A 25535-nucleotide genomic window follows, 5' to 3' on the forward strand; every position below is an offset into this window, starting at 1 on the left:
CCTCCCGTGCCTGCAACACAAGCGTTCCGCCGCACCCTCGCGGTGATAGCCGCGCTCCCTCTTCTCACCCTCGCCGCCTGCGGTTACGGCTCCGAGGCCAAGGACGACGACACCGCCAAGGTCGCCGCCGGGGCGAAGAAGATCGACGGTCTCGACTCCGTCAAGATCGGCTACTTCGGCAACCTGACACACGCCACCGCGCTGGTCGGCAACCAGAAGGGCTTCTTCCAGAAGGAGCTCGGCGCCACGAAGGCGTCGTACGCGCCCTTCAACGCCGGGCCGTCCGAGATCGAGGCGCTGAACTCCGGTTCCATCGACATCGGCTGGATCGGCCCCTCCCCCGCGATCAACGGCTTCACCAAGTCGGGCGGCAAGAGCCTGAAGATCATCGGCGGTTCCGCGTCGGGCGGTGTGAAGCTCGTGGTGAACCCGAAGAAGATCAAGTCCCTGAAGGACGTCGAGGGCAAGCGGATCGCCACCCCGCAGCTGGGCAACACGCAGGACGTGGCCTTCCTCAACTGGGCCGCCGAGCAGGGCTGGAAGGTCGACGCGCAGAGCGGCAAGGGTGACGTGACGGTCGTCCGCACCGACAACAAGATCACCCCGGACGCCTACAAGTCGGGGTCGGTCGACGGTGCCTGGGTGCCGGAGCCGACCGCGTCGAAGCTGGTCGCCGAGGGCGGCAAGGTGCTGCTGGACGAGTCGTCGCTGTGGCCGGACAAGAAGTTCGTGATCACGAACATCATCGTGCGGCAGGCCTTCCTCAAGGAGCACCCGAAGGCGGTCGAGGCCGTCCTGAAGGCGTCGGTCGAGACCAACAAGTGGATCAACGCCAACCCGGACGAGGCGAAGGCCGCCGCGAACAAGCAGCTGGAGTCGGACTCCGGCAAGGCGCTGCCGGCCGACGTCCTCGACCCGGCGTGGAAGTCGATCCGGTTCACCGACGACCCGCTGGCGTCCACGCTCCACACCGAGGCGGACCACGCGGTCAAGGCCGGTCTGCTGGAGAAGCCGGACCTGAACGGGATCTACGACCTCACGCTCCTCAACAAGGTCCTCAAGGCCGAGGGCGCGAGCGCGGTCGGCGACGCCGGTCTCGGCAGCTGACACGGATCCGACGAGTTCCCAGGAGGTGACGACCATGGCCACGACCACGACTCTCGCCAAGGCCGCCGAGTCGGTCGAGTACGCGGCACGCCTTGAGCACGTCTCGAAGTCCTTCGCGACCCCGGCGGGGCAGCAGCTCGTGCTGGACGACATCAGCATCGATGTCGCGCCGGGTGAGTTCGTCACCCTCCTGGGGGCATCGGGCTGCGGCAAGTCCACGCTGCTCAACCTGGTGGCCGGCCTCGACCGGCCCACCGCGGGTGCCATCCGGACGGACGGCCGCCCGGCCCTGATTTTCCAGGAACACGCCCTCTTCCCGTGGCTGACCGCGGGCAAGAACATCGAACTCGCCCTGAAGCTCAGGGGGGTGCCGAAGAACGAGCGGCGCGGCAAGGCCGAGGAGCTGCTCGAACTCGTCCGGCTGAAGGGCGCGTACGGCAAGCGCGTCCACGAGCTGTCGGGTGGTATGCGCCAGCGGGTGGCGATGGCCCGCGCGCTGGCCCAGGAGAGCCAGATCCTGCTGATGGACGAGCCGTTCGCGGCCCTGGACGCCATCACCCGGGACGTGCTGCACGACGAGCTGACCCGGATCTGGCAGGAGACGGGTCTGTCGGTCCTGTTCGTCACGCACAACGTGCGCGAGGCGGTGCGGCTCGCCCAGCGGGTCGTCCTGCTGTCCTCCCGTCCGGGCCGGATCGCGCGCGAGTGGACGGTCGACATCCCGCAGCCGCGCCGCATCGAGGACGCGCCCGTGGCCGAACTGTCCCTCGAGATCACCGATGTACTGCGTGGGGAGATCCGCCGTCATGGCCAGCACTGAGACGAAGCCGGGCCAGGACGCGGGGAGCGTCGAGGCGGGCCTGGACGCACTGGAGACGGCGGCCACCGGGCGGCCGACCCTGCGGCAGACCCTCGTCAGCAAGGTCCTTCCGCCGGTCACCGCGATCGCGGTGGTCCTCGTGGTCTGGTCCCTGCTCTACCCGGTCGTCGACGACCCGACCAAGCTGCCCTCGCCGTCGGCGGTGGGGCACGCGTTCCGGGACGCCTGGGTGCAGGGCAATCTGCTCGGCTACATCTGGACCAGCGTCTCGCGCGGTCTGCTGGGCTTCTTCTTCGCGCTGCTCATCGGCACCCCGCTGGGACTGCTGGTGGCGCGGGTGAAGTTCGTGCGCGCGGCCATCGGCCCGATCCTGTCCGGTCTGCAGTCGCTGCCGTCGGTGGCGTGGGTGCCGCCGGCCGTGATCTGGCTCGGCCTGGACAACTCCATGATGTACGCGGTGATCCTGCTCGGCGCGGTACCCTCGATCGCCAACGGGCTGGTGTCCGGTGTCGACCAGGTTCCGCCGCTGTTCCTGCGCGCGGGCCGCACGATGGGCGCGACGGGCGTCAAGGGCGTCTGGTACGTCACCCTTCCCGCGGCGCTGCCCGGTTACGTGGCGGGCCTGAAGCAGGGCTGGGCGTTCTCCTGGCGGTCGCTGATGGCCGCCGAGATCATCGCCCAGTTCCCCGATCTGGGCGTGGGCCTCGGCCAGCTGCTGGAGAACGCCCGCACCGCGAGCGACATGGCCATGGTGTTCGAGGCGATCCTGCTCATCCTGTTCGTCGGCATCGCCATCGACCTGCTGATCTTCAGCCCGCTGGAGCGGTGGGTGCTGCGCAGCCGCGGCTTGATGGTGAAGAGCTGATCAGCGTGCACGCGAAGCCCGTTCTCCTCGTCGTCGCCCACGGCAGCCGCGATCCGCGGCACGCCGCGACCGTGCACGCCCTCGTGCAGCGGGTGCGGTCGCTGCGGCCGGGGCTGCGCGTGGAGACCGGCTTCCTGGACTTCAACGTCCCCTCGGTGCAGGGGGTGCTGGAGTCCCTGGCGGCGGAGGGCGTGCGGGACGTCGTCGCCCTGCCGCTGCTGCTGACCCGCGCCTTCCACGCCAAGGCCGACATCCCGGCCGTGCTGCGGGAGGCGCCGACGCGGCTGCGGATCCGGCAGGCGGAGGTGCTGGGCCCCTCCCCGCTGCTGGTCTCGGCGCTGGAACGGCGCCTGTACGAGGCGGGGCTGACGCCCGCCGACAAGTCCTCGACCGGGGTCGTGCTGGCCTCGGCGGGGTCATCGGACCCGGAGGCGAGCGCAGTGATCGCCGACATCGCGCGGGAGTGGTGGCACACCGGTTGGTGCGCCGTGCGGCCTGCGTTCGCCTCCGCATCCCTTCCGCGCACCGAGGACGCCGTACGGGAGTTGCGCGCCCTCGGCTGCGAACGGGTGGCCGTCGCGCCGTACGTCCTGGCCCCCGGCTTCCTGCCGGATCGCATCGCGCGGGGCGCGGCCGAGGCGGACGTGCTCGCGGATGTGCTGGGCCCGGCGCCGGAGGTGGCGCGCGTGCTGCTGGAACGCTACGACGCGGCCCGCTGGCCGGTCCTCGCGGCGATCGGCGCCTGATCCCGGCCGCCGCGCCCGGTGCGGCTCAGGCCGGTCACAGACCGAGGGCGTGCGTGAGGTGCTGGGTGTAGGTGAGGCTGCCGGTCCCGGCCGACGCCCGGATGGCGACGACCTCCAGCGCGGTGCGGATCCGGCCGCGGTTGGGCGGCAGCCCGTCCTCGGCGGAGAGCGCCAGCTCGCGCTGGATGACCTCGCCGTGGCCGACGAGCGCCGGGTACTCGGCGTGCAGTGTCGCGGTGAGCCGGTCGGCGGTGTTCATCAGGCTTTCGAGGTCCAGGGCGTAGGGATCGGCGGTGCTGCCGGGCTCGCCGAAGCCGGCCGGTCCGTTGACATGTCCGAAGTTGTACGTGCTCATGTCCTGTCCTCGCTTCTGGTCCTGGGGCTTCGGTCCTGAGCGGCCGTGGCGGGCTCGGGTCCGGATTCGGGCGCGCGGTGCCGGGGGCCGACGTTACCGATGTCGGTGGTCCAAGTACGGGCGCTCGGTGCGGCATTGACGTACGCCTTGACGGACGCCGTGACATGCGCATCGACGCGCGGCTCGGGCGGGGAGGAAGGTCCGGCGGGCCGCGTCGGGGGCGGTTTCGCGATCACGGTGCCACGGACGGCGGCACGTACGCCAAGTGGGCCGAAAACCGCCACCCGTCCGGGTGACGACGGTCCGTTGACCGGTGGCCGGAGGCCTGTGCGGAGGGCACGTGCTGCCGCCGCACGGGGGCAGGGGCCCGCCCGTCGCCTTCATCCGTCTCCCCTCCAGCTGTTCCGCGCGCTCCAGACTAGGGAGCGGTCACGGATTTCTCGCGGAGTTCGGCGACCCGGGCCCTTCGGAGGCGGCGCCGTGGTAACGGCCCCCGCGGTCCGGCGTTCCCCTGTGACGTCGGACCGCGGTGGCTCTTCGTTCTGCGCCGGACACGCCCCGTGTGTCACAGGCGAAGCGGGGTATCCGGGCTCGATGGGCGTTTATCGGCCAACCCCGGCCCGGCCGGCTTCCGGACCCCCGGCGCCGCTCAGCGGTCGGTGTCCGCGGGGCCGATGTCGATTCCGCGCAGGCGTTCCGGATCTGCCGTGATGTCGATGCCGGAGATCAGGCCGTCCGTGCCGAAGGTGAAGGCCAGGACCAGGCGCGGGTGTCCGCGCTCCGCCATGACCAGGCCGACCCGGCCGTCCAGCAGGGCGACCCCGGTGAGCCGGGCCCGGGCCATGGCGGCCATGGCTCCCCGGGCGACGGGTTCGGCGCCCTGGACGGTGAGCGGTTCGGGCGTGGGGACGACCAGTGCGTCGGCGCGCAGCGCGACGTCCGGGGCGAGCAGGGCGAACAGTGCCGTGAAGTCGCCGCCGCGGGTGGCGGCCAGGAACGCCTCGACGGCCGCGCGGCGGCGCCCCGCGTCGGCGGTGGGCACGGGTTCCCGGCCCCGGACCCGGCGCCGGGCACGGCTGGCCAGTTGCCGGGTGGCGGCCGGGTTCCTCTCGATCAGCGGGGCGATCTCCTCGAACGGCACCGCGAACATGTCGTGCAGTACGAAGGCGACCCGCTCGGCGGGGCTCAGGGTGTCGAGGACGACCAGCAGCGCGATGCCGACCTCGTCGGCCAGCAGTGCCTCACGGGCCGGGTCGCCGGACTCGGTGACGGCCGCGGCCGGGGAGTCGTGGGCGTCGAGAGCGTCCTCACGACGGTTGCGGCGGGCCCGCAGCAGGTTCAGGCAGACGCGGGTGACGACGGTGGTCAGCCAGCCGGTGAGGTTGCCGACCTCTCCGGTGTCGGCCTGCCGGGCCCGCAGCCAGGCCTCCTGCAGCGCGTCGTCGGCCTCGGTGGCCGACCCGAGCAGCCGGTAGGCCACGGCCGCGAGGTGCGGCCGGTCCGCCTCGAACCGCTCGGCCAGCCGCTGTCCGGCGTCCCCCGTGAAGTCGTCCACCGTTTCCCGTCCTCCCCTGTGCCCGCCGGCCCTGGGCGGCCGCGCGCCCCGGACGGGGCCACGAAACACCGAACCGGCCGGAAGATCAACCGTGTTGTGCCGCCGCTCCGCCGGCCCGGTCGGCCAGCGCGACCAGTTCGGCGACCGGCAGGGAGCCGGCCGCCCGGCGTTCCCGCGCGAATACCCCGGCGATCCGCTGGAGCAGCTCGTTGAGCGGGGTCGGCACGCCGTGCAGCCGGCCGAGGAGGACGATCTCGCCGTTGAGGTAGTCCGCCTCGATGGAGCCGGTGCCCCGGACGAGGGACTGCCAGGACGAACCCCCGCCGCGCACGGCCCCATCGAGCGGGACCAGCGTGACCTTGTCGCCGCGTGCCGCGCGCTGTTCCTCGGCGCTCGCGTGGGCGATGCCGGCCGCGTCGAGCACGGCCTCCCCCTCGGCCCGCACCCGGGCGTACAGGGCCTCGGCCGCCTCGCCGGTGACGGGCCCGCTCACCGCTTCCAGGGCGTTGCCGAGGTTGCCCAGCAGCTTGGCGTACTGCCAGCGGGCCACGTCCGGTACCACCGGCGCCTCGAAGTGCGCGTCCTGGAGGTCGGCGGAGATCCGGCGGGCGGTGCCGTCGGCGCCGTGCGGGACACGGCCGAGGTGCAGGATGCCGGTGAGCGGGGTGCCGGCCGCTGAGACGACGCCGGGTTCCACGAAGGTGGAGGGCAGCCAGACGCAGACGCCGTACACCCGGCGGAAGCGGCGCAGGGCGAGCCGTCCGCTCTCCACACCGTTCTGCAGGCAGACGAGCGGCAGTCGTTCGGCCGCCGTGCCGCCGCCCGCGACGGGCACGCCCGCCCAGGCGTCCAGGGCGGCCACGGTGTCCTGGGTCTTCACGGCGAGGACGAGCACGTCGTCGGCGCGCAGTTCACCGAGTGGGCCCGGCCCCTCGACGGCCGGCAGCCGGTACGTCGACTCGCCCTGCGGCACCCGCAGCCGCAGCCCGTGCGCGTTCAGCGCGGCGAGGTGCCGGCCACGTGCGACCAGGACGACCTCGCGCCCGGCCTGGGCCAGCCGGCCGCCGACCGTGCCGCCGACCGCTCCGGCCCCGATGATGATGTAGCGCATGGGGCAGAGCCTCGCACACCACGTGCCGTGTCCACCCGTCGCCCACGTGCGGGACCGGTGAACCCGGGCCGCTCGCGGGGCGGTTCGCCGATGCGGTCGGGGACCGCGCCGGGGCGGCGGGACGTACGCGCGGTCACGCCCCCGGAGCCGTCAGCTCGACCAGTTTGGCCACCGTGTTCCAGTTCCGGCTCGTGGCGATCAGGCCCTTGGTGATCCGCGGCCGGGCCAGTGCCTCCGCGAGCTTGGAGCGGCCGAGGCCGTCGGGGGCGTACAGGTACAGGCAGCGGTCGCCGAGCCGGAACTCCTCGGGGAGGTGGGCGGCCGGGTCGATGTCCGCGAAGCGGTCCGGGGTGACGGGTGCGGAGAAGTAGGTGACGTGCAGCTGCTTGGCCTCCAGTTCGGCGGCCGGGAAGGGGCAGGCCTCGGCGACCGCCGACAGATAGCCGTGGTCGCGTACGAGCACGTCGACGGAGAACCCGAACCGTTCCTCGATGGCCCGGGTCAGCTCCGCGGCCAGGGACTCCGCGTCGCCGCGGTCGGCGGTGAAGACGGCCTGGCCGCTCTGCAGATGGGTGCGTACGCCGGAGTGGCCGAGACCGGTCAGGAGCGTGCGCAGGTCGGCCATCGGGAGCTTCCTGGTGCCGCCGACGTTGATTCCGCGCAGCAGCGCCGCATAGGTCGTCATCCGGCCCATTTTAGAGCGGCCGTCGTGCCCCGTGGGGGTGGGCACGACGGCCGCGCCCGGCGTGCGCCGGGTTGCGCGAAACTCTCGCGGATGAGCGGGGTGCGGATCAACTCCTACACGCAGCTGTGACTTGTTCAACAAGGTTTCGTAATCACAAAGTGGATCTTGACGGCGGATCGGACACCGCCAGGCGCACCCGAGACGCGGCACCCCTGAGCCGCGTACCGGTGGATCCCCGATAGATGTAAGGGCCCGTCGTCCTCCCCAGCGGTGAGCCGGGGCCGCCGCAGCTCACCGGGCAGCACGACGAGACGCGCCCGCAGGGCCCATACCGTCGAACGGAGAAAGCACGGAAGTGGCGGCAGGGGGTCGCCACCGCACACGAGGGGGCGTACCCGTCATGGGGAAGACAGAGGTGCGGGGGCTGGCCGCCCGCGCCGGCGGCTGGAGCGCGCGGCACCGCTGGGCGGCCGTCGGCATATGGGTGCTGTTCGTGGTCCTGGCGATGGGGCTCGGCTCGGCGGCGGGGCGGGTCGACGTGGACGAGAGCGACCAGCTCAAGGGAGAGACGCACACCGCGGCCCGCATCATCGAGGACGCGGGGATCGAGGAGCCGGCCGGTGAGACCGTGCTCATCCAGTCGAAGGGCGGCTCCGTCGAGGCCACGAGCGGCGAGTTCCGGGCCGCCGTCGCCGATGTCGTCGACGCGGTGCGCGGCACCGGCAAGGTGACCGGTGTGACCTCGCCGTACGACGCGCACACCATCTCCCGGGACGGCCGCAGCGCGCTGGTGCAGTTCGATCTGCGCGGTGACGCGGAGACGGCCGCCGACCGGATCGAGCCGGTGCTGAACGCCGTGGCCGGAGTGCAGAAGGACCACGGCTCGCTGCGGATCGAGGAGATCGGCGGCGCCAGCATGCAGAAGCAGTACAAGGACGCCTTCGGGGACGACTTCCAGCAGGCCGAGTACTCGGCCGTGCCGGTGGCCCTCGGCATCCTGCTGATCGCCTTCGGGGCGCTGGTGGCCGCGCTGCTGCCGGTGGCGCTCGCGATCACCGCGATCATGGCGACGATGGGTCTGATGGGGATCGTCAGCCACCTCCAGCCGATGAGCGACACCGCCAACTCCGTGATGCTGCTGGTCGGAATGGCCGTCGGTGTCGACTACTGCCTGTTCTACCTGCGGCGCGAGCGCGAGGAGCGGGCCGCCGGGCGGGACGCGGGCACGGCCCTCCGGATCGCCGCCGCCACCAGTGGCCGGGCGATCGTCGTCTCCGGTGTCACGGTGTGCGTGGCGATGGCCGGCATGCTGTTCACCGGCCTCGCCGAGTTCGAGGCGATGGGGCTCGCCTCGCTGATGGTCGTGGCGGTCGCCATGGTCGGGTCGGTGACGGTGCTGCCGGCGCTGCTGTCGCTGCTCGGCGAGCGGGTCGAGAAGGGGCGCCTGCCCTTCGTGGGCCGGCGGCGCCGGGAGCGGGGCACCGACGGCGGGAGCCGGTTCTGGTCGGCGGTGCTGCGGGGCGTGCTCGCCAGGCCGCTGGTCTCGGTCGTCATCGCGGGCGGCACGCTGCTGGCGATCGCGGCACCCGCGCTCGGCATGAAGACCCAGCAGCTCACCCTGGACCAGGAGTTCGGCGACTCGCTGCCGATGGTGCAGACCTACAACCGCGTCAACGACGCCTTCCCGGGCGGCAGCGAACCGGCCCAGGTCGTCGTACGGGCCCAGGACATCGCCGCACCCGAAGTCCGGCAGGCACTGGCCGACTTCAAGGAGCGGGCGATCTCCTCGGGTGCCTCGCGCGGCCCGGTCGACATCAAGCTGCACAAGGCGCAGAACGTGGCGCTGGTGTCCGTGCCGCTGGTCGGCGGCTCCGACATGGACAAGGCGACGAAGAGCCTCGACAAGCTGCGGGACGAGGTACGGCCCGCGACCCTCGGCAAGGTCGACGGGGTGGAGGCACCGATCACCGGACAGGTCGCGGGCAACAGCGACTTCAACGACCAGCTGATGGGCTCGGTGGTGCCGGTCTTCGCGTTCGTGGTCGTCTTCGCCTTCCTGCTGATGCTGCTGTCGTTCCGCTCGCTGACCGTGGCGCTCACGTCGATCGTGCTCAACCTGCTGTCGGTGGCGGCCGCCTACGGCGTCCTCGTCGCCGTCTTCCAGCACGGCTGGGGCGCCTCGCTGGTGGGCGCGGAGGGCGTCGGCGCGATCGTGACCTGGCTGCCGCTGTTCCTCTTCGTGATCCTGTTCGGACTGTCCATGGACTACCACGTGTTCGTGGTCTCCCGGATCCGCGAGGCCCGGATGCGGGGTCGCGACACCCGGGACGCCATCCGGCACGGCGTGGTCACCACGGCCGGGGTGGTCACCAGCGCCGCGGTCATCATGGTCGCCGTGTTCGCGATCTTCGGCACGCTGTCCATGCAGTCCATGAAGCAGATGGGCGTGGGTCTCGCCGCGGCCGTCCTGATCGACGCGACGGTCATCCGCGGGGTGCTGCTGCCGGCGGTGATGGCACTGCTCGGCGAGCGCAACTGGTACTTCCCCAAGTGGCTGCACCGCCTCCCGGACCTGACCCATGACGAGGCGCCCGAGGTGATCGCCCAGCCGGTGCGCGGCGAGAGCGAACGGCTGCCGGTCTGATCCCACCCGCCCCGCAGGGCCCGCCGGTTCCGCGAGGAACCGGCGGGCCCTGCCCGTTGCGGGGCACGGGGTGCCTCCCCGGCGCTACTTCCGGCGCACGAGGGGCAGTTCGGCCTCGATGAGGTCGGCCGCACGCCGGGTGCCGCCCTCCTGGGCCATCTCCGCCCCAAGGGTCTTCAGACGGCGGGCCACGTCGGGGTCGTCCAGCAGCGCGAGGCCGGTCTCGCGGAGGCGCTCGGCCGTGGCCTCCTCGGTGGACAGGCGCCGGGCCACCCCGAGCGCCTGGAGCATGTCGGCGTTGCCGAACTGGTCGACGGCCTGCGGCACGGCGATCATCGGTGTGGCGGTGGCGAGCCCCTCCTGGCTGCCGCCGGCGCCGGCGTGCGTGACGAACAGGTCGGCCTGCCGCAGGATCGCCAACTGGGGCACCCAGTGGCGTACTTCGACGCCGGACGGCACGTCGCCCAGCTCGGCCGGGTCCATATGCGCGCCGATCTGCAGGACCAGGTGCCAGCCGGGCAGGTCGCCGAAGGCGCGGACGCAGCTGCGGTAGAAGGCGGGCTGCCTGGTGAAGGCCGAGCCGAGGGAGACCAGGACGACCTTCTCGGCGCCCGCGGGCCGCTGCCAGTCGCCCTGCTCGGCCCGGTCGCCCTGGCAGGCGCCGACGAAGCTGTGGACGCGTTCGTCGACACGGTCGGCGTGCGGCTGCAGCGCCTTCGGGATGAGCACCAGGGAGCGTGCCGGGCGGCCGGTGAACGGGTCCGGGTGCTCGCTGATCCCGTTCTCCGTCAGCCATGCCTCGAACCGCGCGTAGTAGGCCCGCCCGCGTGCGGTCTTCCTCGGCTCGGCCCACATCGGCTCGGCGACCTCCTCCTCGTAGCCCTCCCAGGCGACCAGGTTCGGGGACAGGGACACCGCGGGGACGCCCCAGCGACGGGCGAGGACGCGGGCCGGGTAGGAGGCGATGTCGTGCAGGACGAGGTCGGGTTCGTCGCCGGCATAGGCGTCGAGGAGCTGCGGGAGCGCCTGGATCGCGTCGTCCAGGAACGGCTCCACGTTGTCGAGCAGGGTGCTCCCCCAGGCCTCGGGATCGGCGTCGGGGCCGGGCAGGGTGGAGGTGTAGGGCACGGGCCGGGCCCCCGTGGCGGCCACCTTGTCGGCGAACACCGGCGGGACGGCGTAGGTCACGCGGTGCCCCCGGGCGACGAGTTCGCGGATCACCTCCAGGCTGGGGTTCACATGGCCGTGGGCGGCGATGGAGAACATGGCGATGTGGGCGGGGGTGACGGTCTTCGCGGTCATGTGCGGGACCGTACGCGAGACGAACCGTCTCGTCTAATCGATTTTCGGTGCTCCCGTCCTCCCGGTGGGCGCGCACACGGGCCGACCTGTGCGGATGCGAGACTGGCCGGGAACGGCCCGTACCCGGCACGCCCGGTGGGCCCACGGACCGCACGGGCAGACGGCACGGAGGCACGACGATGGACGAGGCGCGGGCGCGGGACGTACTGGACGCGGCGGGAGTCGCTTCGGGCCGGGCCCCGGACGCGCGGCTCCTCGCCCTCGGTGAGAACGCGGTGTTCGCCGCCGGCGACCTGGTGGTGAAGGTCGGCCGGGACGCCGAGCTGCTGGAGCGGGCCCGGCGCGAGCTGGACATCGCCGGCTGGCTCGCCGGGGCGCAGGTCCCGGCGGTGCGGGCGGCCGAGCCGAAGCCGCGGCTGGTCCAGGGGCACCCGGTGACCGTGTGGCGCCGGCTGCCCGACGCCGTACGCCCGGCCGAGCCGAGCGATCTGGCGCGGCTGCTGCGGATCGTGCACGCGCTGGACGCGCCGCCCTTCGCGCTGCCGCCGCGGGAGCTGCTGGGCGGTGTGGAGCGCTGGCTGCGGCTGGCGGGAGACGCGATCGACCCCGCGGACGCGGCCTACCTCCGGGCGCGCCGGGACGGTTTCGCGGCTGCCGCGGCCGCCCTGACACCGCGTCTGACGCCGGGACCGATCCACGGCGACGCCCTGCCGCGCAACGTGCACATCGGCCCGGACGGGCCGGTCCTGGTCGACCTGGAGACCTTCTCCGCCGATCTGCGCGAGCACGACCTGGTGGTGATGGCCCTCTCCCGCGACCGGTACGGACTGCCGGCCGAGGCGTACGACTCCTTCACCGAGGCGTACGGGTGGGACGTGCGGGAGTGGGAGGGCTGCGCGGTGCTGCGGGGCGCCCGGGAGACGGCCAGCTGTGCGTGGGTGGCCCAGCACGCGCCGAGCAATCCGAAGGCGCTGGCCGAGTTCCGCCGCCGGGTGGCGTCCCTGCAGGACGGGGACGAGACGGTGCGCTGGTATCCGTTCTGAATCCGGTGCGGAGCGGCCGGACCCGTGGCGACCGGCGGCACCCGTGCGGCCGGGTCAGACGGTTTCGTCCACCAGCTCCCGCAGCGGCCAGGTCCCGTCCACCACCGCCGTGGCGTCCCCCTTGCGGCGCAGGAAGTCCTGGAAGTCCGCCGCCCACTCCGCGTACCACCGGATCTGCTGCCGGTGCAGTTCCGCGGCGCCCAGGGCGGCGATCTTCGGGTGACGTTCGGCTATCGCGGACGCCAGGCACGCCGCGGCGAGGGCGTCGGCCGAGGCGGTGTGGGCCGCGTCGAGGGCTATGCCGTACTCCGCGCAGACCGCCTCCAGATTGCGCTTGCCGCGGCGGTAGCGGTCGACCCGGCGGTCGATGGTGTAGGGGTCGATGACGGGACCGGGGTGCGCGCCGCCCAGGCGGTCGGAGAGGGACGGCAGTCCGTACCGGCGCAGTTCGGCGGAGAGCAGGGTGAGGTCGAAGGCCGCGTTGTACGCGACGACCGGGACCCCGGTTCTCCAGTAGGAGACCAGGACGCCGGCGATGGCCTCGGCGACCTGGTCGGCGGGGCGGCCCTCGGCCGACGCGCGTTCGTTGCTGATGCCGTGCACGGCGACCGCGTCGGCCGGGATCTCCACGCCCGGATCGGCGAGCCATTCCCGGCGTCCCATGGGCTCACCGGCCCTGACCTCGATCACCGCGCCGGTGACGATGCGTGACTCGCGCGGATCGGTCCCGGTCGTCTCCAGGTCGAAGCCGATCAGCAGCTCCCGGTGCCAGCCCATCGGCGGCCCCCCTTCTTGCTTCTTGGTGGTGCTTTCCCCCCAGTGGTCTCCACCTTCGCACGCGGCACTGACAATCCGGGGACCGCCTTCCGCCCGCCCCCGCGGACAGTTCAGGACACCGGGCGCGAATCCGCCCAGGCCACCTCGAATTCCTCGCGGTATGTGGGGAAGAGCCCGGCTTCGCCCACGTCGTCCTTCTTGACCAGCCGGCTGCCGTTGCGCAGCACCAGCACCGGCGACTCCATCCCGCGCGCGCCCCGCAGATAGGACTGCACGACCGCGATGCCGTCGGCGCCGTCCCCGTCGACCAGGTAGGCGGTGAAGCGGGGCGTCTCGTCGTAGACCTGGATCTCGAAGGCGCCGGGGTCGCGCAGCCGGGACCGGACCCGGCGCATGTGCAGGATGTTCATCTCGACGGACCGGCTCAGTTCGCCCCGTTTCATCCCGAGTTCGCGCTCGCGGCGCTTGACCGAGCTGGAGGCCGGGTTGAGGAAGAGCAGCCGCACCCGGCAGCCGGCTTCCGCGAGCCGGACGAGCCGGCGTCCGGAGAAGTTCTGCACGAGCAGGTTGAGCCCGATGCCGATGGCGTCGAGCCGGCGTGCGCCGCCGAAGAAGTCCTCGGCCGGGAACTGGCGCAGCAGCCGCACCCGGTCGGCGTGGACGGCGACGACGTCGGCGTACCGGTCGCCGACCAGGTCCTCCACCGCGTCCACGGGCAGCCGCCGCGCGGAGGGCACGTCACCGGCCGAGCCGAGCATCTCCAGCAGCCGGGCCGAGGCCCGCTCGGCCTGGCCGAGGACCGCCTCGGACAGGGCCCGGTTGCGGGAGACGACGTTGCGGGTCACCTCCAGCTCGTCCAGGGCGAGTTCGAGGTCCCGGCGTTCGTCGAAGTACGGTTCGAAGCAGGGCCAGTGCTGCACCATCAGCTCACGCAGTTGGGGAAGGGTGAGGAAGCTGAGCACGTTGTCGTCGGCGGGGTCGAGCAAGTAGCCCTTGCGGCGGCTGACTTCACGCACCGCGACGGCGCGCTGCACCCATTCCTGTCCGGCCGGGCCCGCCGCGGCCACCACCCAGTCGTCGCCGTGGACGGGTTCGTAGACGGGACGCAGGACCGCGGCCACGACAGCACGCAGCCGCTGCTCGACGAGGTTCAGCCAGATGTAGGCCCGGCCGGCCCGCTGGGCGCGGGTGCGTACCTCGCGCCAGGCGTCGGCGTCCCAGTCCAGCTCCGGCCCGATGGTTCCCGCGTCCATCGGGCGGGCCAGGGACACCGCGCCGGGCGGGACGTCTGCGGAGTTCCCCTCGTGACCCTCGCCACCAGGGGGCAGCTCCAGCCCTCCCGAGCCCACCCGTGCACCGCCTTCCGACCCCCCGGGCCTTCCCGTCTCAACGATCAAGGAAGGGTACTCCGCGAGCGGTCGGCGGTGCAGCCGGATGGACAGGTCGGTTTCTCAACCACTTCTCTCAACTACGTGGTTTCCAATGGCCGTTCTGCCATGCGAGGTCACGGGGAGTGAGCGGATTCATAGCCGTGACGTCCCGCGGGGCGATGGCGAAGCCCTGCCAGTGCACGGGCATGGGCTGCTGGTCCTCGTCCCGCGCGATGTGGTGGAAGCCGATGTTCATCCAGACCACCGGGTGGGTCAGGGTGGTCCGGCCGTCGGCCCACTTGTCGACGGACGTGGGGTGACCCTGCCCGCACTTGGGGTTGTTGCTGGCGAACAGCTCGCACTTGTCGTACTGGGTGACGTACAGATCGTGCTTGGTGAAGCTGCGGCCCGCGTACTCGGTGGACGGCCCTGGCACGATCTCGTACGAACGGGCGTGCCCGTCCCTGTTCTTGCCGGTGGCACTGACCACACGCCACCAGCGGTAGTTCTTGTGGTCGCCGGTGAGTTCCTTGGTGACCCTGGTGCGGGTGGTCCTGGTGGTCGGGCCCTCCTGCCGGCCGGCCGGCGGGCTGACGGCCGAGTCGTACTGCTCGATCTTCGACGCGGAGGAGCCGTCGAGACCGAAGTCGAGCCGCCAGAAGACGTTGTGGCTGTGACTGGTTGCGTAGTCCTTGGCGCCCTTACCGAGGGGCCAGCCACGGCCGTCCTGGGCGTTGTAGTCGTCCCACGAGAGGCTGCCGGTCGCGCCGACGTTCATGCCGATGGTGCCGTCGTCCTGGAAGCGCCACTCGGTGATGTACTCGTACCACCCGACCTGGTTGACGGTGTAGACGAGGAAGTCCTTGCCCTGGGCCTGGTAGAGCTTGTTCGTGCTGAGGACGTCCTGCATCCGGTAGGCGTGACCGCGCGAACGGGTGGTGGTGCACAGACCCTTGACGTTCGGGTGGGTCGGGTCGCCGTCGGGCACCTTGACGGTCTTGATGGTGCCTCCGGGGCACTCGCCCGGTGCCAGGTCCATCAGTCCCTGGGCGAAGTTCTCGCCCGTGAGGTCGTCGTACTCGTGCGAGCCGTCGTCGTACGGGACGTGGATCTGGGCGAGCCGGGCGCTGTTGAGGACCTTGACCGGCTTCGGTTCGCCCTTGGGCTGGTAGGTGATCCGCTCCAGGACGAGCCCGGCCATGCTGTCGTAGCGCCAGCACATGCGCCAGGTGGTGCCGCTCGTGAGCTTCTGCTCGATCCGGTGGGCGGCGCCGCAGTCGGCGGCTGCCGGGGCGGCCGCGCGCGGCTGCGCGGCGGCCGGTCCCGCGGCGGTCGTCGCACCGGCGGCGAGCGCGGCCAGCGCCAGTCCGGCCGCCGCCGCCTTGCGCCGGGTGCGGCTGATTCTGTGCTCGGGCATGACGAGATGACTCCCTTGCCGGAGTTGCCGGGTGTGAGGTGACGGCGGTCAGCTGCGTCCGAGGGCGGCGACCTTGTGGGTGCTCAGATCGATCACGAGGGACCTCGTGTCGATCCACGGCCCGTTCCTGACCTTGGTGAACAGCCGCACGCAGCGGTGCACTCCGCACCGGTCGAGAGCCGTCGGCTGGGCGCCCGGCGCGGCCCGGTAGACACCGCCGCTCAGCAGCAGCTGGTCCGGGGAGGTGAGTTCCCGGTCCGTGGCGTCCTTGTAGTCGGCCTTCAGGCCCGCGCCCAGCGGGTCGGCGATCAGGAGCCGCGCCGCCTCGGTGTTCTCGGCCCGGCTCAGCGGCGGCTGGACGCCCCGCCGGGTGGCGGTCGCCTCGACCTTTCCGGTGTCCAGGTCGACGGTCCTGGTGATGAGGGTGTCGTCCCGGTAGTCGTAGAACGTCACGTCGGCCCGCCGGGGCGCACGCGGGTCGTCCGCCTCGCCGCCCTCCGGTTCGGCGAGGTCGACGCTCAGCCGCTGCGGGCCACGGCCCCCGTCGACGTCCTCGGCCGAGCCCAGCAGCCGCCGGTCCAGGGCGATCCGCTCGACGCGCCGGATCTCGTCGTCGGTCAGCGGGTCCCGGCCTGTGCCCCTGCTCTCCTCCGCGGGCGCCCGCTCCACGACACCGGGCGGCACCGCCCCCTGGCTCTGGGCGCTCCGCACGGTGCCCGTGCCGCCGTCGTTCCCTCCCGTCTCGTCGGCCCCTGCCGTGCCCGGCAGGGTGATCGCGACCATCGCGGCGGTCCCCACCGCCGCGAGGGCCGCTCCGGCCATCACCTTTCCCAGATGGCGGTGCACTGTCTCGCGCACGTGTTCCCCCTACTCCCCGTGATCCCGGGAGTATGTGTGCCCCACTGGTTCGGCCCACGGCGGGTACAGGAACCACCGCAGGCACTGGTCGGTGGGTAAGAGGGAGGCAAGGCACCGGAGGTTCCGTCACTTTCGGGGAGACTCGGAAGCCAACGCGGCCCCAGGGGGGCGGCACACCTGGGAGAGTCGTATCCATGCAGGTCTGGCCTGGAGAGGCGTATCCGCTCGGCGCCACGTACGACGGCGCCGGAACCAACTTCGCGGTCTTCACGGAGGCCGCGGACCGAGTAGAGCTGTGTCTGCTGCACGACGACGGCTCGGAGACGGCGGTGGAACTGCGCGAGAGCGACGCGTTCGTGCGGCACGCGTACCTGCCGGGCGTGATGCCGGGGCAACGGTACGGGTTCAGGGTGCACGGCCCCTACGACCCCGGGCGCGGGCTGCGCTGCAACTCGGCGAAGCTGCTGCTGGACCCGTACGCGAAGGCGGTCAGTGGCTCGGTCCGGTGGGGCGAGGAGGTGTACGGCTACCACTTCGGCGCGCCCGAGCGTCGCAACGACCTGGACTCGGCGCCGCACACCATGGCCTCGGTGGTGATCAACCCGTACTTCGACTGGGGCGACGACCGGCCCCCGCGCACCGAATACCACCACACGGTGATCTACGAGGCCCATGTGAAGGGTCTCACCATGCGCCACCCGGGGCTGCCGGAGGAGCTGCGCGGCACGTACGCGGGGCTCGCCCACCCGGCGGTCATAGAGCACCTGACCCAGTTGGGTGTGACGGCGCTCGAGCTGATGCCGGTGCACCAGTTCGTGAACGACCACCGGCTGGTCGACATGGGCCTGAACAACTACTGGGGCTACAACACGATCGGTTTCTTCGCCCCGCACAACGCGTACGCCTCCTGGGGCGACCGCGGCCAGCAGGTGCTGGAGTTCAAGTCGGCGGTGCGGGCGCTGCACGAGGCCGGCATCGAGGTCATCCTGGACGTCGTCTACAACCACACGGCGGAGGGCAACCATCTCGGCCCGACGCTGTCCTTCAAGGGCATCGACAACCCGTCGTACTACCGGCTCACCGACGATCCGCGCTACTACATGGACACCACGGGCACCGGCAACTCGCTGCTCATGCGGTCCCCGCACGTGCTCCAGCTGATCATGGACTCGCTGCGGTACTGGGTGACCGAGATGCACGTCGACGGCTTCCGCTTCGACCTCGCGGCCACGCTGGCCCGGCAGTTCCACGAGGTGGACCGGCTGTCGTCGTTCTTCGACCTGGTGCAGCAGGACCCGGTGGTCTCCCAGGTGAAGCTGATCGCGGAGCCCTGGGACGTCGGCGAAGGCGGCTACCAGGTGGGCAACTTCCCGCCGCTGTGGACCGAGTGGAACGGGAAGTACCGGGACACGGTCCGGGACCTGTGGCGGGGCGAGCCGCGGGCGCTGGCGGAGTTCGCCTCCCGGCTGACCGGCTCCTCCGACCTCTACCAGGACGACGGCCGCCGTCCGCTGGCCTCCATCAACTTCGTCACCTGCCACGACGGCTTCACGCTGCACGACCTCGTCTCGTACAACGACAAGCACAACCAGGCGAACGGGGAGGACAACCGGGACGGCGAGAGCCACAACCGGTCCTGGAACTGCGGGACGGAGGGAGACACCGACGACCCGGAGGTGCTGGGGCTGCGCGCCCGTCAGATGCGGAACTTCATCGCCACGCTGATGCTGTCCCAGGGCGTGCCGATGATCAGCCACGGCGACGAGTTCGCCCGCACCCAGAGCGGCAACAACAACGCCTACTGCCAGGACAACGAGCTGTCCTGGGTGCGGTGGCCCGAGGACGACAAGGACCTCCTGGAGTTCACGCGCGCGATGGTGTGGCTGCGGCGGAACCACCCGGTTCTGCGCCGGCGCCGCTTCTTCCACGGGCGCCCGGTGGAGGGCACGCACGACGACCTGTCCGACATCGCCTGGTTCACCCCCGAGGGCAGCGAGATGACCCAGCAGGACTGGGACTCGGCGCCGGCGTCCGCGCTGACGGTGTTCCTCAACGGCAACGCCATCTCCGAGCCCGGCACGCGCGGGGAGCGGATCGGCGACGACTCGTTCCTGCTGATGTTCAACGCCTCCCCGGAGCCGCTGGACTTCCTGGTGCCGGTCAACCACGGCCGGCAGTGGCAGGTGGTCGTCGACACGGCGCGCCCGGAGGGGGTGCCGGACGACCCGGCCGCGAAGGTCGCGGCCGGCGACCGCCTCACCCTGGCCGACCGCAGCCTGACGGTGCTCCAGCGACCGGCGTAGCCGGGGCGCGGGGCCGGCGGTGTCACGCGCCGGCCCCGCGCCGTCCGGCGGACCTGGTGACGGCGCCCTCGCGGAGACGGTGGTCGTCCGGCACGCGCGCAGGCAGAGCGGTACCCGCCCCCGGGGCCCCTCTCCTCTCCACGCGGGGCTGTGCGTCCGTGCACGTCCGGGTGGAGGCGTGCCGGGTGGGCGTCCGGCGTGCGCCTAGGGGAGCCGCCGGTGTGGCTCCGGGCGGGACGTCAGGGCCAGGGCGCAGGCGAGGGCCGCTGCCGTGCTCGCCGCGGCGAACGCCGCCGGCGGGCCGTAGGAGTCGGCGAGGCGGCCGGTGAGCGCGATCGCGAGGGCCTGCCCGCCGACGAGGGAGCTGGTGGCGAACGCCATCGCCTCGGACAGCCGGGACGGCGGCACCGCCCGCTCGGTCAGCCCGAAGACCGTGACGAGGTGCGAGGCGTAGGCCACCCCGAGCACGGTGACGACCGCGTACAGCCCGGCCATGCCGTCCGTGCCCAGCAGCGGCAGCGACAGCACGAAGGCGGCCCCGGTCGCCGTCCGCCACCGGGTGCGCAGCCCGAAGCGTGCCGGTACGGCGGCCATGGCGAACCCCGCGACCGCGCTCGTCACTCCCATGGCGGCGTACACGAGCCCGGCCTGGTCCTCGTGCCCGAGCCGGGCCGTGAGCGCGGTGATCCCCGCCTGGCAGGCACCGAACATGGCCCCCTGGAGGGCGAGGGCGGCCCGCAGGGCGTGGACGGAGCGGGGCATGGGGGCGGCCGCGGCCGTACGCGCGCGGTCCGGGTGACGGCACGCGGGCGCGTCCGCGCCGGCCGGCGCGGTGACCCGGGCGGTCGGATGCAGGGCGAAGGCGCTGCCGCAGACGGCGACCAGCAGGGCCGCGCCGGCGAGGGCGTACGCCGGGTGGGCCAGGACGGCGGCGACCCCGACCAGGGCCGGGCCGAGGACGAACGACATCTCGTCCAGGGTGCTCTCGAAGGACAGGGCGGCACCGACGGTGTCCTCGGAGGCACCCCAGCGGCGGGCGAGGGCCACCAGGCGGGTGCGGGCCAGCGGGCCGACGAGCGGCACGGTGGCGCCCGCCGTCGCCCCCAGCAGGGCCAGGACGGCCGTGGGCGGCCCGGCGAGCGCCCCGAGGGCGAGGGCCGCCACGGCGAGCGCGTTGGCGAGCGAGAACGCGAGGACCACCGCCCGCTGCCCGTGCCGGTCCGCGAGCCGCCCCACCAGCGGGCCGCAGGCCACCTGGCCGAGCAGCGCCCCGCCGGTCAGCCCCGCGGCCGACAGGGAGCCGCTGGTGCGGGCGACGAGCAGCACGCTGCCGAACTGGACGGTGGCCGTCGGCAGCCGCCCCAGGAACGACACGCAGGGCAGCAGCGGGCCCGTCAGGCCGATCACCCGCCGGTAGGTGTCCCGGGTGCGGCGCCGGCCCGGGATCCCGGTCGCGGCACCACTCGGCGAACCCGTCCGTGACGTTCCCATCGTCCGAAGCCAGGCACGCGCGCGTGGGTCCGGGCAGGGGTGGATGACACGAAAGGCGGCAGTCTGGGTACGTAGGTTCCCATGACTTCTGCGCGCCCCGGACCCGCAGTGCCCACGGCCACCTACCGGCTGCAGCTCCAGCCCGCGTTCCCGTTCGCCGCCGCGGCGGCGGCCGTACCGTACCTGGCGTCGCTCGGCGTCTCGCACCTGCACCTCTCCCCCGTCCTGGAGGCCGTACCGGGCTCCACCCACGGCTACGACGTCGTCGACCCCGCGCGCGTGCGCGAGGAACTCGGCGGCGAGGAGGGGCTGCGCGCGCTCTCCGCGACCGCGCGGGAGCACGGCCTCGGCCTGGTCGTGGACATCGTGCCGAATCACATGGCGATGGCGCCCCGGCACAACCGGGCCCTGTGGGAGGTGCTGCGCGAGGGGCCCGAGTCACCGTACGCGCGCTGGTTCGACATCGACTGGAACGCCCAGGGCGGGCGGGTGCTGCTGCCCGTGCTCGGCGGCCCGGTCGGCTCACAGCTCGAACACCTCGTGGCCGACGGCGACGTGCTGCGCTACCACGACCACGCCTTCCCGCTCCGCGCGGGCACCGAGGACCTGCCGCTGCCGCGGCTCCTGGACGCCCAGTGGTACCGGCCGGTGTGGTGGCGGCTGGCCCGCACCGAGCTGAACTACCGGCGGTTCTTCAGCATCTCGGAGCTGATCGGGGTGCGCGTGGAGGACCCGGAGGTGTTCGACGCCACCCACGCCAAGATCCTGCAGCTGCTGGCGGAGGGGGTGGTCGACGGACTGCGGATCGACCACCCCGACGGGCTGGCCGACCCCGACGCCTATCTGGCGCGGCTGCACGAGGCGACCGGCGGCCGCTGGACGGTCGTGGAGAAGATCCTCGCCGACGGCGAGCATCTGCCGGCCTCCTGGCCGGTCGCGGGCACCACGGGCTACGACGCCCTGCGCCAGGTCGACGGGCTGTTCACGGACCGGACGGGGGCCCACGAGCTGCTGGGCCGGTACCGGGCGTTCGCCGCCCCGCAGACGGACCGCGGCGGCAACTGGGACGCCACGGTACGGCGGGCCGCCTACAAGGTCCTCACGCACGAGCTGGCCACGGAGACCGAGCGGCTCACCCGGGTGGCGGTACGGCTGTGCGCGGCCTCGCCGGACCTGTCGCTGCGCGACCGGGCCCCGTGGGCGCTGCGGACGGCCCTGGAGGAGCTGCTGGTCCGGATGCGGGTCTACCGGCCCTACGCCCGCGGTGACGCCTCCGCCGTCGTCACGGAGGAGGCCGCCGAGGAGGCCCGGCTGGCCTTCGTGGTGCCCGAGGAGGCGGAGGCCGTCGGCGTCGTGCGGCGGCTCCTGGTGGATCCGCTCGGCGACGAGTCCGCCGCGGACCACGCCGACCGGGTGGAGTTCCGCACACGGTTCGCGCAGACCGCGTCCGCGCTGCGCGCCAAGTCCGTCGAGGACACGGCCTTCTACCGGTACGTGCCGCTGCTGTCGGCGACCGAGGTGGGCGGCGACCCCGGCGCTCCCGGCGTGGACCCGGAGGACTTCCACGCGTACTGCGCGCGCGTGCAGCGCGACTGGCCGGACACCGGAACGGTGGTCTCCACGCACGACACCAAGCGCAGCGCCGACGTCCGGGCGGCACTGGCCGTGCTCAGCGAGTGCCCCGTGCGGTGGGCCGAGCTGCTCGCCGAGGTGACGCGGGCCGAGGAGGGGGCGCCGGACGGGCAGCTGGCCTGGGCGGCCTGGCAGACGGTGTTCGGGCTGGGTCCGGCCGAGGAGGAGCGGATCCGCGAGGCGCTGCTGAAGCATGTGCGCGAGGCGGGGATGTACACCAGCTGGACGGAGCAGGAACCGCCGTACGAGGACGCGGTGGCGGCCTTCGTCGCCGCCGGCCCCTGCGGGCCGCCCGGTGAGCGCGTGGCCGCCTTCCGCAAGGTCCTGGAGCCGCACGTCCGGTCCAACGTCCTCGGCACCGCGCTGGTCCATCTGACGATGCCGGGCGTGCCGGACCTGTACCAGGGCACGGAGGGCGAGTACCGGGCGCTGGTGGACCCGGACAACCGGCGGCCCGTGCCGTTCCCGCCCGAGGTGCCCGGCGAAAAGGACGCGCTGACCGTGGCCGCGCTGCGGCTGCGGGCGCGGCGGCCGGACGTCTTCGGCACGGCGGCGGGGTACGCGCCGCTGGCCGCCGAGGGGCCCGCGGCGGAGCACTGTGTGGCGTTCGCGCGCTCGGGCGAGGCGGTCACGGCGGTGACCCGGCTCTCGCTGCGGCTCGCGGAGGCCGGAGGCTGGCGGGAGACCCGGCTGCCGCTGCCGCCCGGACGGTGGACCGACGTCCTCGCCCCGGACCGGGAGTTCACCGGTGACGCGCGCGTGGCGGACCTGTTCGAGCACCGGCCCGCGGTGCTGCTGGAACGAGTCCCCGGCAGCTGAGGCGCACGTCTGCCGGCCGCGGCCCGCACCAGCGCTGTTCCGGTGGAGCGCGGGCCCGGAAGGCCGCCGGGTGACTGCGTCCGGGCGCCCCGGCTCCCGCCCCGTCGCGTGCTTGACAGTTCACTCATCCCGTGCGGGACTTGGAGTGCGAAGCCGGGCGGAAACAAGTCGGGGGTGAGTCTCCTGCCGGAGCTGCGCTACCCCAGCGTTCCCGAACTGGTGGCCCGGGCACGAGCGTTGGCCGCTCAGGAGCCCGGGCTGTGCACGCTGCGGCAGGTGGGCAGCTCGCGCGCGGGCAGACCCCTGCACCTGCTGTCGATGGGGCACGCCGAGCGAGCGGTGCTGGTCGTCGCCGGTGCGCACGCCAACGAGCCGACGGGCGGCTCCACCCTGCAGGCGCTGGCGGAACGGGTCCTGGCGGAGCGCGGGTTGCGGTCGGGCACGTCCTGGCACTTCCTGCTGTGCGCGGACCCGGACGGGGCGAGCCTGCACGTGACCCCGGCGCCGCGCAGCCTCTTCGACTACCACCTCGGCTTCTACCGGCCCACGGGCGCGGAGCAGCCGGAGTGGTCGCCGTCGGTGCTGCCGCCGGACCGGCTGCCTCCCGAGACGGTGGCCCTGACCGGGGTGATCGACGAGGTGCGGCCGTACCTCCAGGTGACACTGCACGGCACCGATCTGGGCGGCAGCTGGGTGCAGTTGACGCGCGACGTGCCGGGTCTCGCCGAACCGTTCGCGAAGTCCGCGGCGGAGCTGCACATCCCGGTGGAGACCGGCGCCTCTGACGCGGCGGGCTGGCCGGCCTCCGGGCCCGGGGTGCATGTGATGCCCGGCCCGGAGTCGGGCGTCGCCTACCCGAGCATGCCCGACGACGCGCGGCACAGCACCTGGTACCACGCGCACCGCCACGGCGGTCTGACGGCCGTGGTGGAGGTGCCGATGTGGGCGAGCGACCTGGTGGACGACCCGGCGCCGCACCCGGCGCCCGCGGCCGCCATGCGCCGGCTGGCCCGGCGGCTGCTGCGGGACTCGCTGGAGGTGGAGGGGGTGCTCGCCGAGGCACTGCCCCGGCTGGACGGCGCGGACGGGCCGCTGCTGCGGGCCGCGCGCTGGGCGCTGCAGCTGATCCCGGGTCTCGCCGAGGACTGGGTGCACACCCCCCCGGCCGCCACGACGATGGCGTACGTGGGCAGCGTGGACGCCTTCGGACGGCGGCTGCCGCTGCGGGCGGCGGCGATGCTGCTCCGGGTGCTGCGGGAGGCGGACGACAGCGCGGCACCGCGGCTGGAACAGCTCGTGGCGCTGTGGTGCGACGCCTTCGCGACGCGTTTCGGGGCCCGCTGGGTGCCGCTGGAGAACCAGGTCGAGCATCAGTCGCGGACGGTGCTGGTGGCCGCGCACCAGGCCCGGGAGCAGGTGGTGTGAGGCGGTACGGCGCCCCGCACCACCCGGCCCGGGAGCCGCGGGGCTCAGTCGTCGAAGGCCAGGACCGATCCGGTCCGCGCTTCCATGACGCACCGGCTGGTGTACGTCTGGCGGAAGTCGACGGACCGGCCGTCCCACAGTCCGCGCGCGTGGACGGTCACCGGCGCGAAGATCATGGGGCAGAAGACGTTCTTGGCCGGGATGCGCTCGATGTCGCCCCCGGCGGCGTCGAGTTCGGCGCACGCCTCGGCCGCGCGCGCGTGCCCCAGGGGCGGGTCGCACAGCAGCAGACCGCCGCGCGGATCGCTCGGCCGGCCGTCACCCTTGGTGACCGTCAGGTAGAGCCAGTTGCCGGGGAGGGTGTCGCCGGCCGCCGCTGGGGCCGGGCCCGCGGCGAGGAGCCCGGCGGCCGCCAGCAGGGCGCCGGCCGCCGCTGTCGCTCTGGTGATGTAGGTCATGCAGGGTCCATCGGCACGGAGGCCCGGGTTCCGCAGTGCGGCTCACCCGATCGGGACGGTACGCGCGCGGAACGGAGCGCCAGTTCGAAGGCGGCCGGCCGGGATCCGCTCGGCCCGCCAAGGGCGTCAGCCCGTGGCGAGCCGGAACGCCATCCTGCCGAAGGAGACCTGGTCGCCCTCGCGGACGACGACGGAGCCGGTCACCCGGCGGCCGTTGACGGTGGTGCCGTTGGTGGAGCCGAGGTCCCGGAGGATCCACAGGCCGCCGCGGCGGCTGAGCTCGGCGTGGACGCGGGAGACGGTCTCGTGGTTCAGGCGCAGCCCGTTGGCGGGATCGCGGCCTATGCGCAGCGGGTGGGTGTGCTCGGGGTGCGGCAGCAGCAGCTTGGGCAGCCGCTCCGCCTGCCAGGCCCGGCGCAGTCGTACGGTGAAGCCGGAGACGGCCTCGACGCTGCCGAGGACCATGCGGGAGAAGCGGTTGTCACGGGGCAGGTCGGCTATGAGGACGGCGAGTTCGTCGGAGCGGCGCGCGGCGAGGGCCAGTTCCATGCGGCGCACGAACGTGTCGTGGGACAGCCGTCCCATGGCGACGCCGTCACGCAGCGCCTGCAGCGCCTTGTCGCGCTCCGCGTCGGACAACCGCGCGGGGTACGTGGAGAACTCGAAGGACGACGTCACGCTCGTGATTGTCGGGCAGTGAACCCCGAGTGTCCAGAAAACGCGGAATCGGTGCCGAAACGCGGGCACTTCCG

20 protein-coding genes and 1 pseudogene are annotated in these 25535 nt (G+C 72.9%); 9 read left to right on the forward strand and 12 right to left on the reverse strand.

The window, feature by feature from the left end; translation table 11 throughout:
* Positions 1-6 precede the first annotated feature (6 nt).
* Genes BLW57_RS10005 through BLW57_RS10020 form a run of 4 tightly spaced genes read left to right on the forward strand, consistent with a single transcriptional unit; the run spans position 7 to position 3538 of the window.
* On the forward strand, positions 7-1107 hold the full coding sequence (locus tag BLW57_RS10005) for an aliphatic sulfonate ABC transporter substrate-binding protein (RefSeq protein ID WP_093473808.1): 1101 nt from the start codon (positions 7-9) through the stop codon (positions 1105-1107).
* Positions 1108-1141: 34 nt separating this feature from the next.
* Positions 1142-1927, forward strand: coding sequence for an ABC transporter ATP-binding protein (locus BLW57_RS10010; protein WP_093473809.1), 786 nt, complete (start codon positions 1142-1144; stop codon positions 1925-1927).
* Complete coding sequence (locus tag BLW57_RS10015) at positions 1914-2792, forward strand: ABC transporter permease (RefSeq protein ID WP_093473811.1); 879 nt, start codon at positions 1914-1916, stop codon at positions 2790-2792. The genes BLW57_RS10010 and BLW57_RS10015 overlap by 14 nt, the downstream gene beginning before the upstream one ends.
* 5 nt (positions 2793-2797) lie before the next feature.
* Positions 2798-3538, forward strand: a complete 741-nt coding sequence (locus BLW57_RS10020) for a sirohydrochlorin chelatase (RefSeq protein ID WP_371127783.1) — start codon at positions 2798-2800, stop codon at positions 3536-3538.
* Positions 3539-3572: 34 nt separating this feature from the next.
* On the opposite strand, the gene BLW57_RS10025 is transcribed toward BLW57_RS10020, so the two are convergent.
* The 4 genes from BLW57_RS10025 to BLW57_RS10040 all read right to left on the reverse strand — a co-directional run bounded on the left by BLW57_RS10025 (position 3573) and on the right by BLW57_RS10040 (position 7244).
* Positions 3573-3893, reverse strand: coding sequence for a hypothetical protein (locus BLW57_RS10025; protein ID WP_093473812.1), 321 nt, complete (start codon positions 3891-3893; stop codon positions 3573-3575).
* Between the two features lie 649 nt (positions 3894-4542).
* Positions 4543-5448, reverse strand: coding sequence for a sigma-70 family RNA polymerase sigma factor (locus BLW57_RS10030; protein ID WP_256339452.1), 906 nt, complete (start codon positions 5446-5448; stop codon positions 4543-4545).
* Positions 5449-5533: 85 nt separating this feature from the next.
* Positions 5534-6559: a ketopantoate reductase family protein gene (locus BLW57_RS10035; protein WP_093473813.1), complete on the reverse strand. Its 1026-nt coding sequence runs from the start codon at positions 6557-6559 to the stop codon at positions 5534-5536.
* 133 nt (positions 6560-6692) lie between these two features.
* Entirely contained in the window at positions 6693-7244 is a 552-nt protein-coding gene (locus BLW57_RS10040; protein WP_093480633.1) for a DUF1697 domain-containing protein, read from the reverse strand.
* A gap of 400 nt (positions 7245-7644) precedes the next feature.
* On the opposite strand from BLW57_RS10040, the gene BLW57_RS10050 reads away from it, so the two are divergent.
* The gene (locus tag BLW57_RS10050; RefSeq protein WP_093473815.1) at positions 7645-9888 is read left to right on the forward strand and encodes an MMPL family transporter; all 2244 of its coding nucleotides are present in this window, start codon (positions 7645-7647) and stop codon (positions 9886-9888) included.
* Positions 9889-9972: 84 nt separating this feature from the next.
* Here BLW57_RS10050 and mgt read toward each other — a convergent pair.
* Positions 9973-11266: pseudogene (mgt, locus tag BLW57_RS10055) on the reverse strand (macrolide-inactivating glycosyltransferase).
* A gap of 103 nt (positions 11267-11369) precedes the next feature.
* Here mgt and BLW57_RS10060 point away from each other — a divergent pair.
* Positions 11370-12233: a phosphotransferase enzyme family protein gene (locus BLW57_RS10060; protein WP_093473818.1), complete on the forward strand. Its 864-nt coding sequence runs from the start codon at positions 11370-11372 to the stop codon at positions 12231-12233.
* Positions 12234-12287: 54 nt separating this feature from the next.
* Here the strand turns inward: BLW57_RS10060 and BLW57_RS10065 are convergent, their stop codons facing one another.
* From BLW57_RS10065 to BLW57_RS10080, 4 genes are all read right to left on the reverse strand, one after another.
* Positions 12288-13010: a 3'-5' exonuclease gene (locus BLW57_RS10065; RefSeq protein WP_093473819.1), complete on the reverse strand. Its 723-nt coding sequence runs from the start codon at positions 13008-13010 to the stop codon at positions 12288-12290.
* Positions 13011-13120: 110 nt separating this feature from the next.
* The gene (locus BLW57_RS10070; RefSeq protein ID WP_093473821.1) at positions 13121-14359 is read right to left on the reverse strand and encodes an SAV2148 family HEPN domain-containing protein; all 1239 of its coding nucleotides are present in this window, start codon (positions 14357-14359) and stop codon (positions 13121-13123) included.
* Positions 14360-14474: 115 nt separating this feature from the next.
* On the reverse strand, positions 14475-15797 hold the full coding sequence (locus BLW57_RS10075; protein WP_093473822.1) for a copper amine oxidase: 1323 nt from the start codon (positions 15795-15797) through the stop codon (positions 14475-14477).
* A gap of 48 nt (positions 15798-15845) precedes the next feature.
* The gene (locus BLW57_RS10080) at positions 15846-16655 is read right to left on the reverse strand and encodes a Tat pathway signal sequence domain protein (protein ID WP_093473824.1); all 810 of its coding nucleotides are present in this window, start codon (positions 16653-16655) and stop codon (positions 15846-15848) included.
* A gap of 194 nt (positions 16656-16849) precedes the next feature.
* On the opposite strand from BLW57_RS10080, the gene glgX reads away from it, so the two are divergent.
* Positions 16850-18958, forward strand: coding sequence for a glycogen debranching protein GlgX (gene glgX / locus BLW57_RS10090; RefSeq protein WP_093473825.1), 2109 nt, complete (start codon positions 16850-16852; stop codon positions 18956-18958).
* A 204-nt stretch (positions 18959-19162) separates the two neighbouring features.
* Here glgX and BLW57_RS10095 read toward each other — a convergent pair whose 3' ends face one another.
* Positions 19163-20449: an MFS transporter gene (locus tag BLW57_RS10095; RefSeq protein WP_107450017.1), complete on the reverse strand. Its 1287-nt coding sequence runs from the start codon at positions 20447-20449 to the stop codon at positions 19163-19165.
* Between the two features lie 81 nt (positions 20450-20530).
* Here BLW57_RS10095 and treY point away from each other — a divergent pair, with 81 nt between their 5' ends.
* Together treY and BLW57_RS10105 are read left to right on the forward strand one after the other, a co-directional pair.
* Positions 20531-22900, forward strand: coding sequence for a malto-oligosyltrehalose synthase (gene treY / locus BLW57_RS10100; protein WP_256339453.1), 2370 nt, complete (start codon positions 20531-20533; stop codon positions 22898-22900).
* Positions 22901-23074: 174 nt separating this feature from the next.
* On the forward strand, positions 23075-24325 hold the full coding sequence (locus tag BLW57_RS10105) for a M14 family zinc carboxypeptidase (protein ID WP_093473828.1): 1251 nt from the start codon (positions 23075-23077) through the stop codon (positions 24323-24325).
* 44 nt (positions 24326-24369) lie between these two features.
* Here the strand turns inward: BLW57_RS10105 and BLW57_RS10110 are convergent, their stop codons facing one another.
* Both BLW57_RS10110 and BLW57_RS10115 read right to left on the reverse strand, forming a co-directional pair.
* The gene (locus BLW57_RS10110) at positions 24370-24783 is read right to left on the reverse strand and encodes an SSI family serine proteinase inhibitor (protein ID WP_093473830.1); all 414 of its coding nucleotides are present in this window, start codon (positions 24781-24783) and stop codon (positions 24370-24372) included.
* A 126-nt stretch (positions 24784-24909) separates the two neighbouring features.
* The gene (locus BLW57_RS10115) at positions 24910-25461 is read right to left on the reverse strand and encodes a DUF1707 and FHA domain-containing protein (protein ID WP_093473832.1); all 552 of its coding nucleotides are present in this window, start codon (positions 25459-25461) and stop codon (positions 24910-24912) included.
* Positions 25462-25535: the final 74 nt, after the last annotated feature.

The organism is Streptomyces sp. 1222.5 (assembly GCF_900105245.1).
GTDB classification, from domain to species: domain Bacteria; phylum Actinomycetota; class Actinomycetes; order Streptomycetales; family Streptomycetaceae; genus Streptomyces; species Streptomyces albidocamelliae.

Excerpts from the sequence above, each read along its gene's own strand:
- glgX (WP_093473825.1), top strand. The coding sequence starts at position 16,850 with ATGCAGGTCTGGCCTGGAGAGGCGTATCCGCTCGGCGCCACGTACGAC.
- BLW57_RS10110 (WP_093473830.1), bottom strand. The coding sequence starts at position 24,783 with ATGACCTACATCACCAGAGCGACAGCGGCGGCCGGCGCCCTGCTGGCG.
- treY (WP_256339453.1), top strand. The coding sequence starts at position 20,531 with ATGACTTCTGCGCGCCCCGGACCCGCAGTGCCCACGGCCACCTACCGG.
- BLW57_RS10060 (WP_093473818.1), top strand. The coding sequence starts at position 11,370 with ATGGACGAGGCGCGGGCGCGGGACGTACTGGACGCGGCGGGAGTCGCT.
- BLW57_RS10015 (WP_093473811.1), top strand. The coding sequence starts at position 1,914 with ATGGCCAGCACTGAGACGAAGCCGGGCCAGGACGCGGGGAGCGTCGAG.
- BLW57_RS10065 (WP_093473819.1), bottom strand. The coding sequence starts at position 13,010 with ATGGGCTGGCACCGGGAGCTGCTGATCGGCTTCGACCTGGAGACGACC.
- BLW57_RS10035 (WP_093473813.1), bottom strand. The coding sequence starts at position 6,559 with ATGCGCTACATCATCATCGGGGCCGGAGCGGTCGGCGGCACGGTCGGC.
- BLW57_RS10040 (WP_093480633.1), bottom strand. The coding sequence starts at position 7,244 with ATGACGACCTATGCGGCGCTGCTGCGCGGAATCAACGTCGGCGGCACC.
- BLW57_RS10010 (WP_093473809.1), top strand. The coding sequence starts at position 1,142 with ATGGCCACGACCACGACTCTCGCCAAGGCCGCCGAGTCGGTCGAGTAC.
- BLW57_RS10050 (WP_093473815.1), top strand. The coding sequence starts at position 7,645 with ATGGGGAAGACAGAGGTGCGGGGGCTGGCCGCCCGCGCCGGCGGCTGG.
- BLW57_RS10075 (WP_093473822.1), bottom strand. The coding sequence starts at position 15,797 with ATGCCCGAGCACAGAATCAGCCGCACCCGGCGCAAGGCGGCGGCGGCC.
- BLW57_RS10025 (WP_093473812.1), bottom strand. The coding sequence starts at position 3,893 with ATGAGCACGTACAACTTCGGACATGTCAACGGACCGGCCGGCTTCGGC.
- BLW57_RS10095 (WP_107450017.1), bottom strand. The coding sequence starts at position 20,449 with ATGGGAACGTCACGGACGGGTTCGCCGAGTGGTGCCGCGACCGGGATC.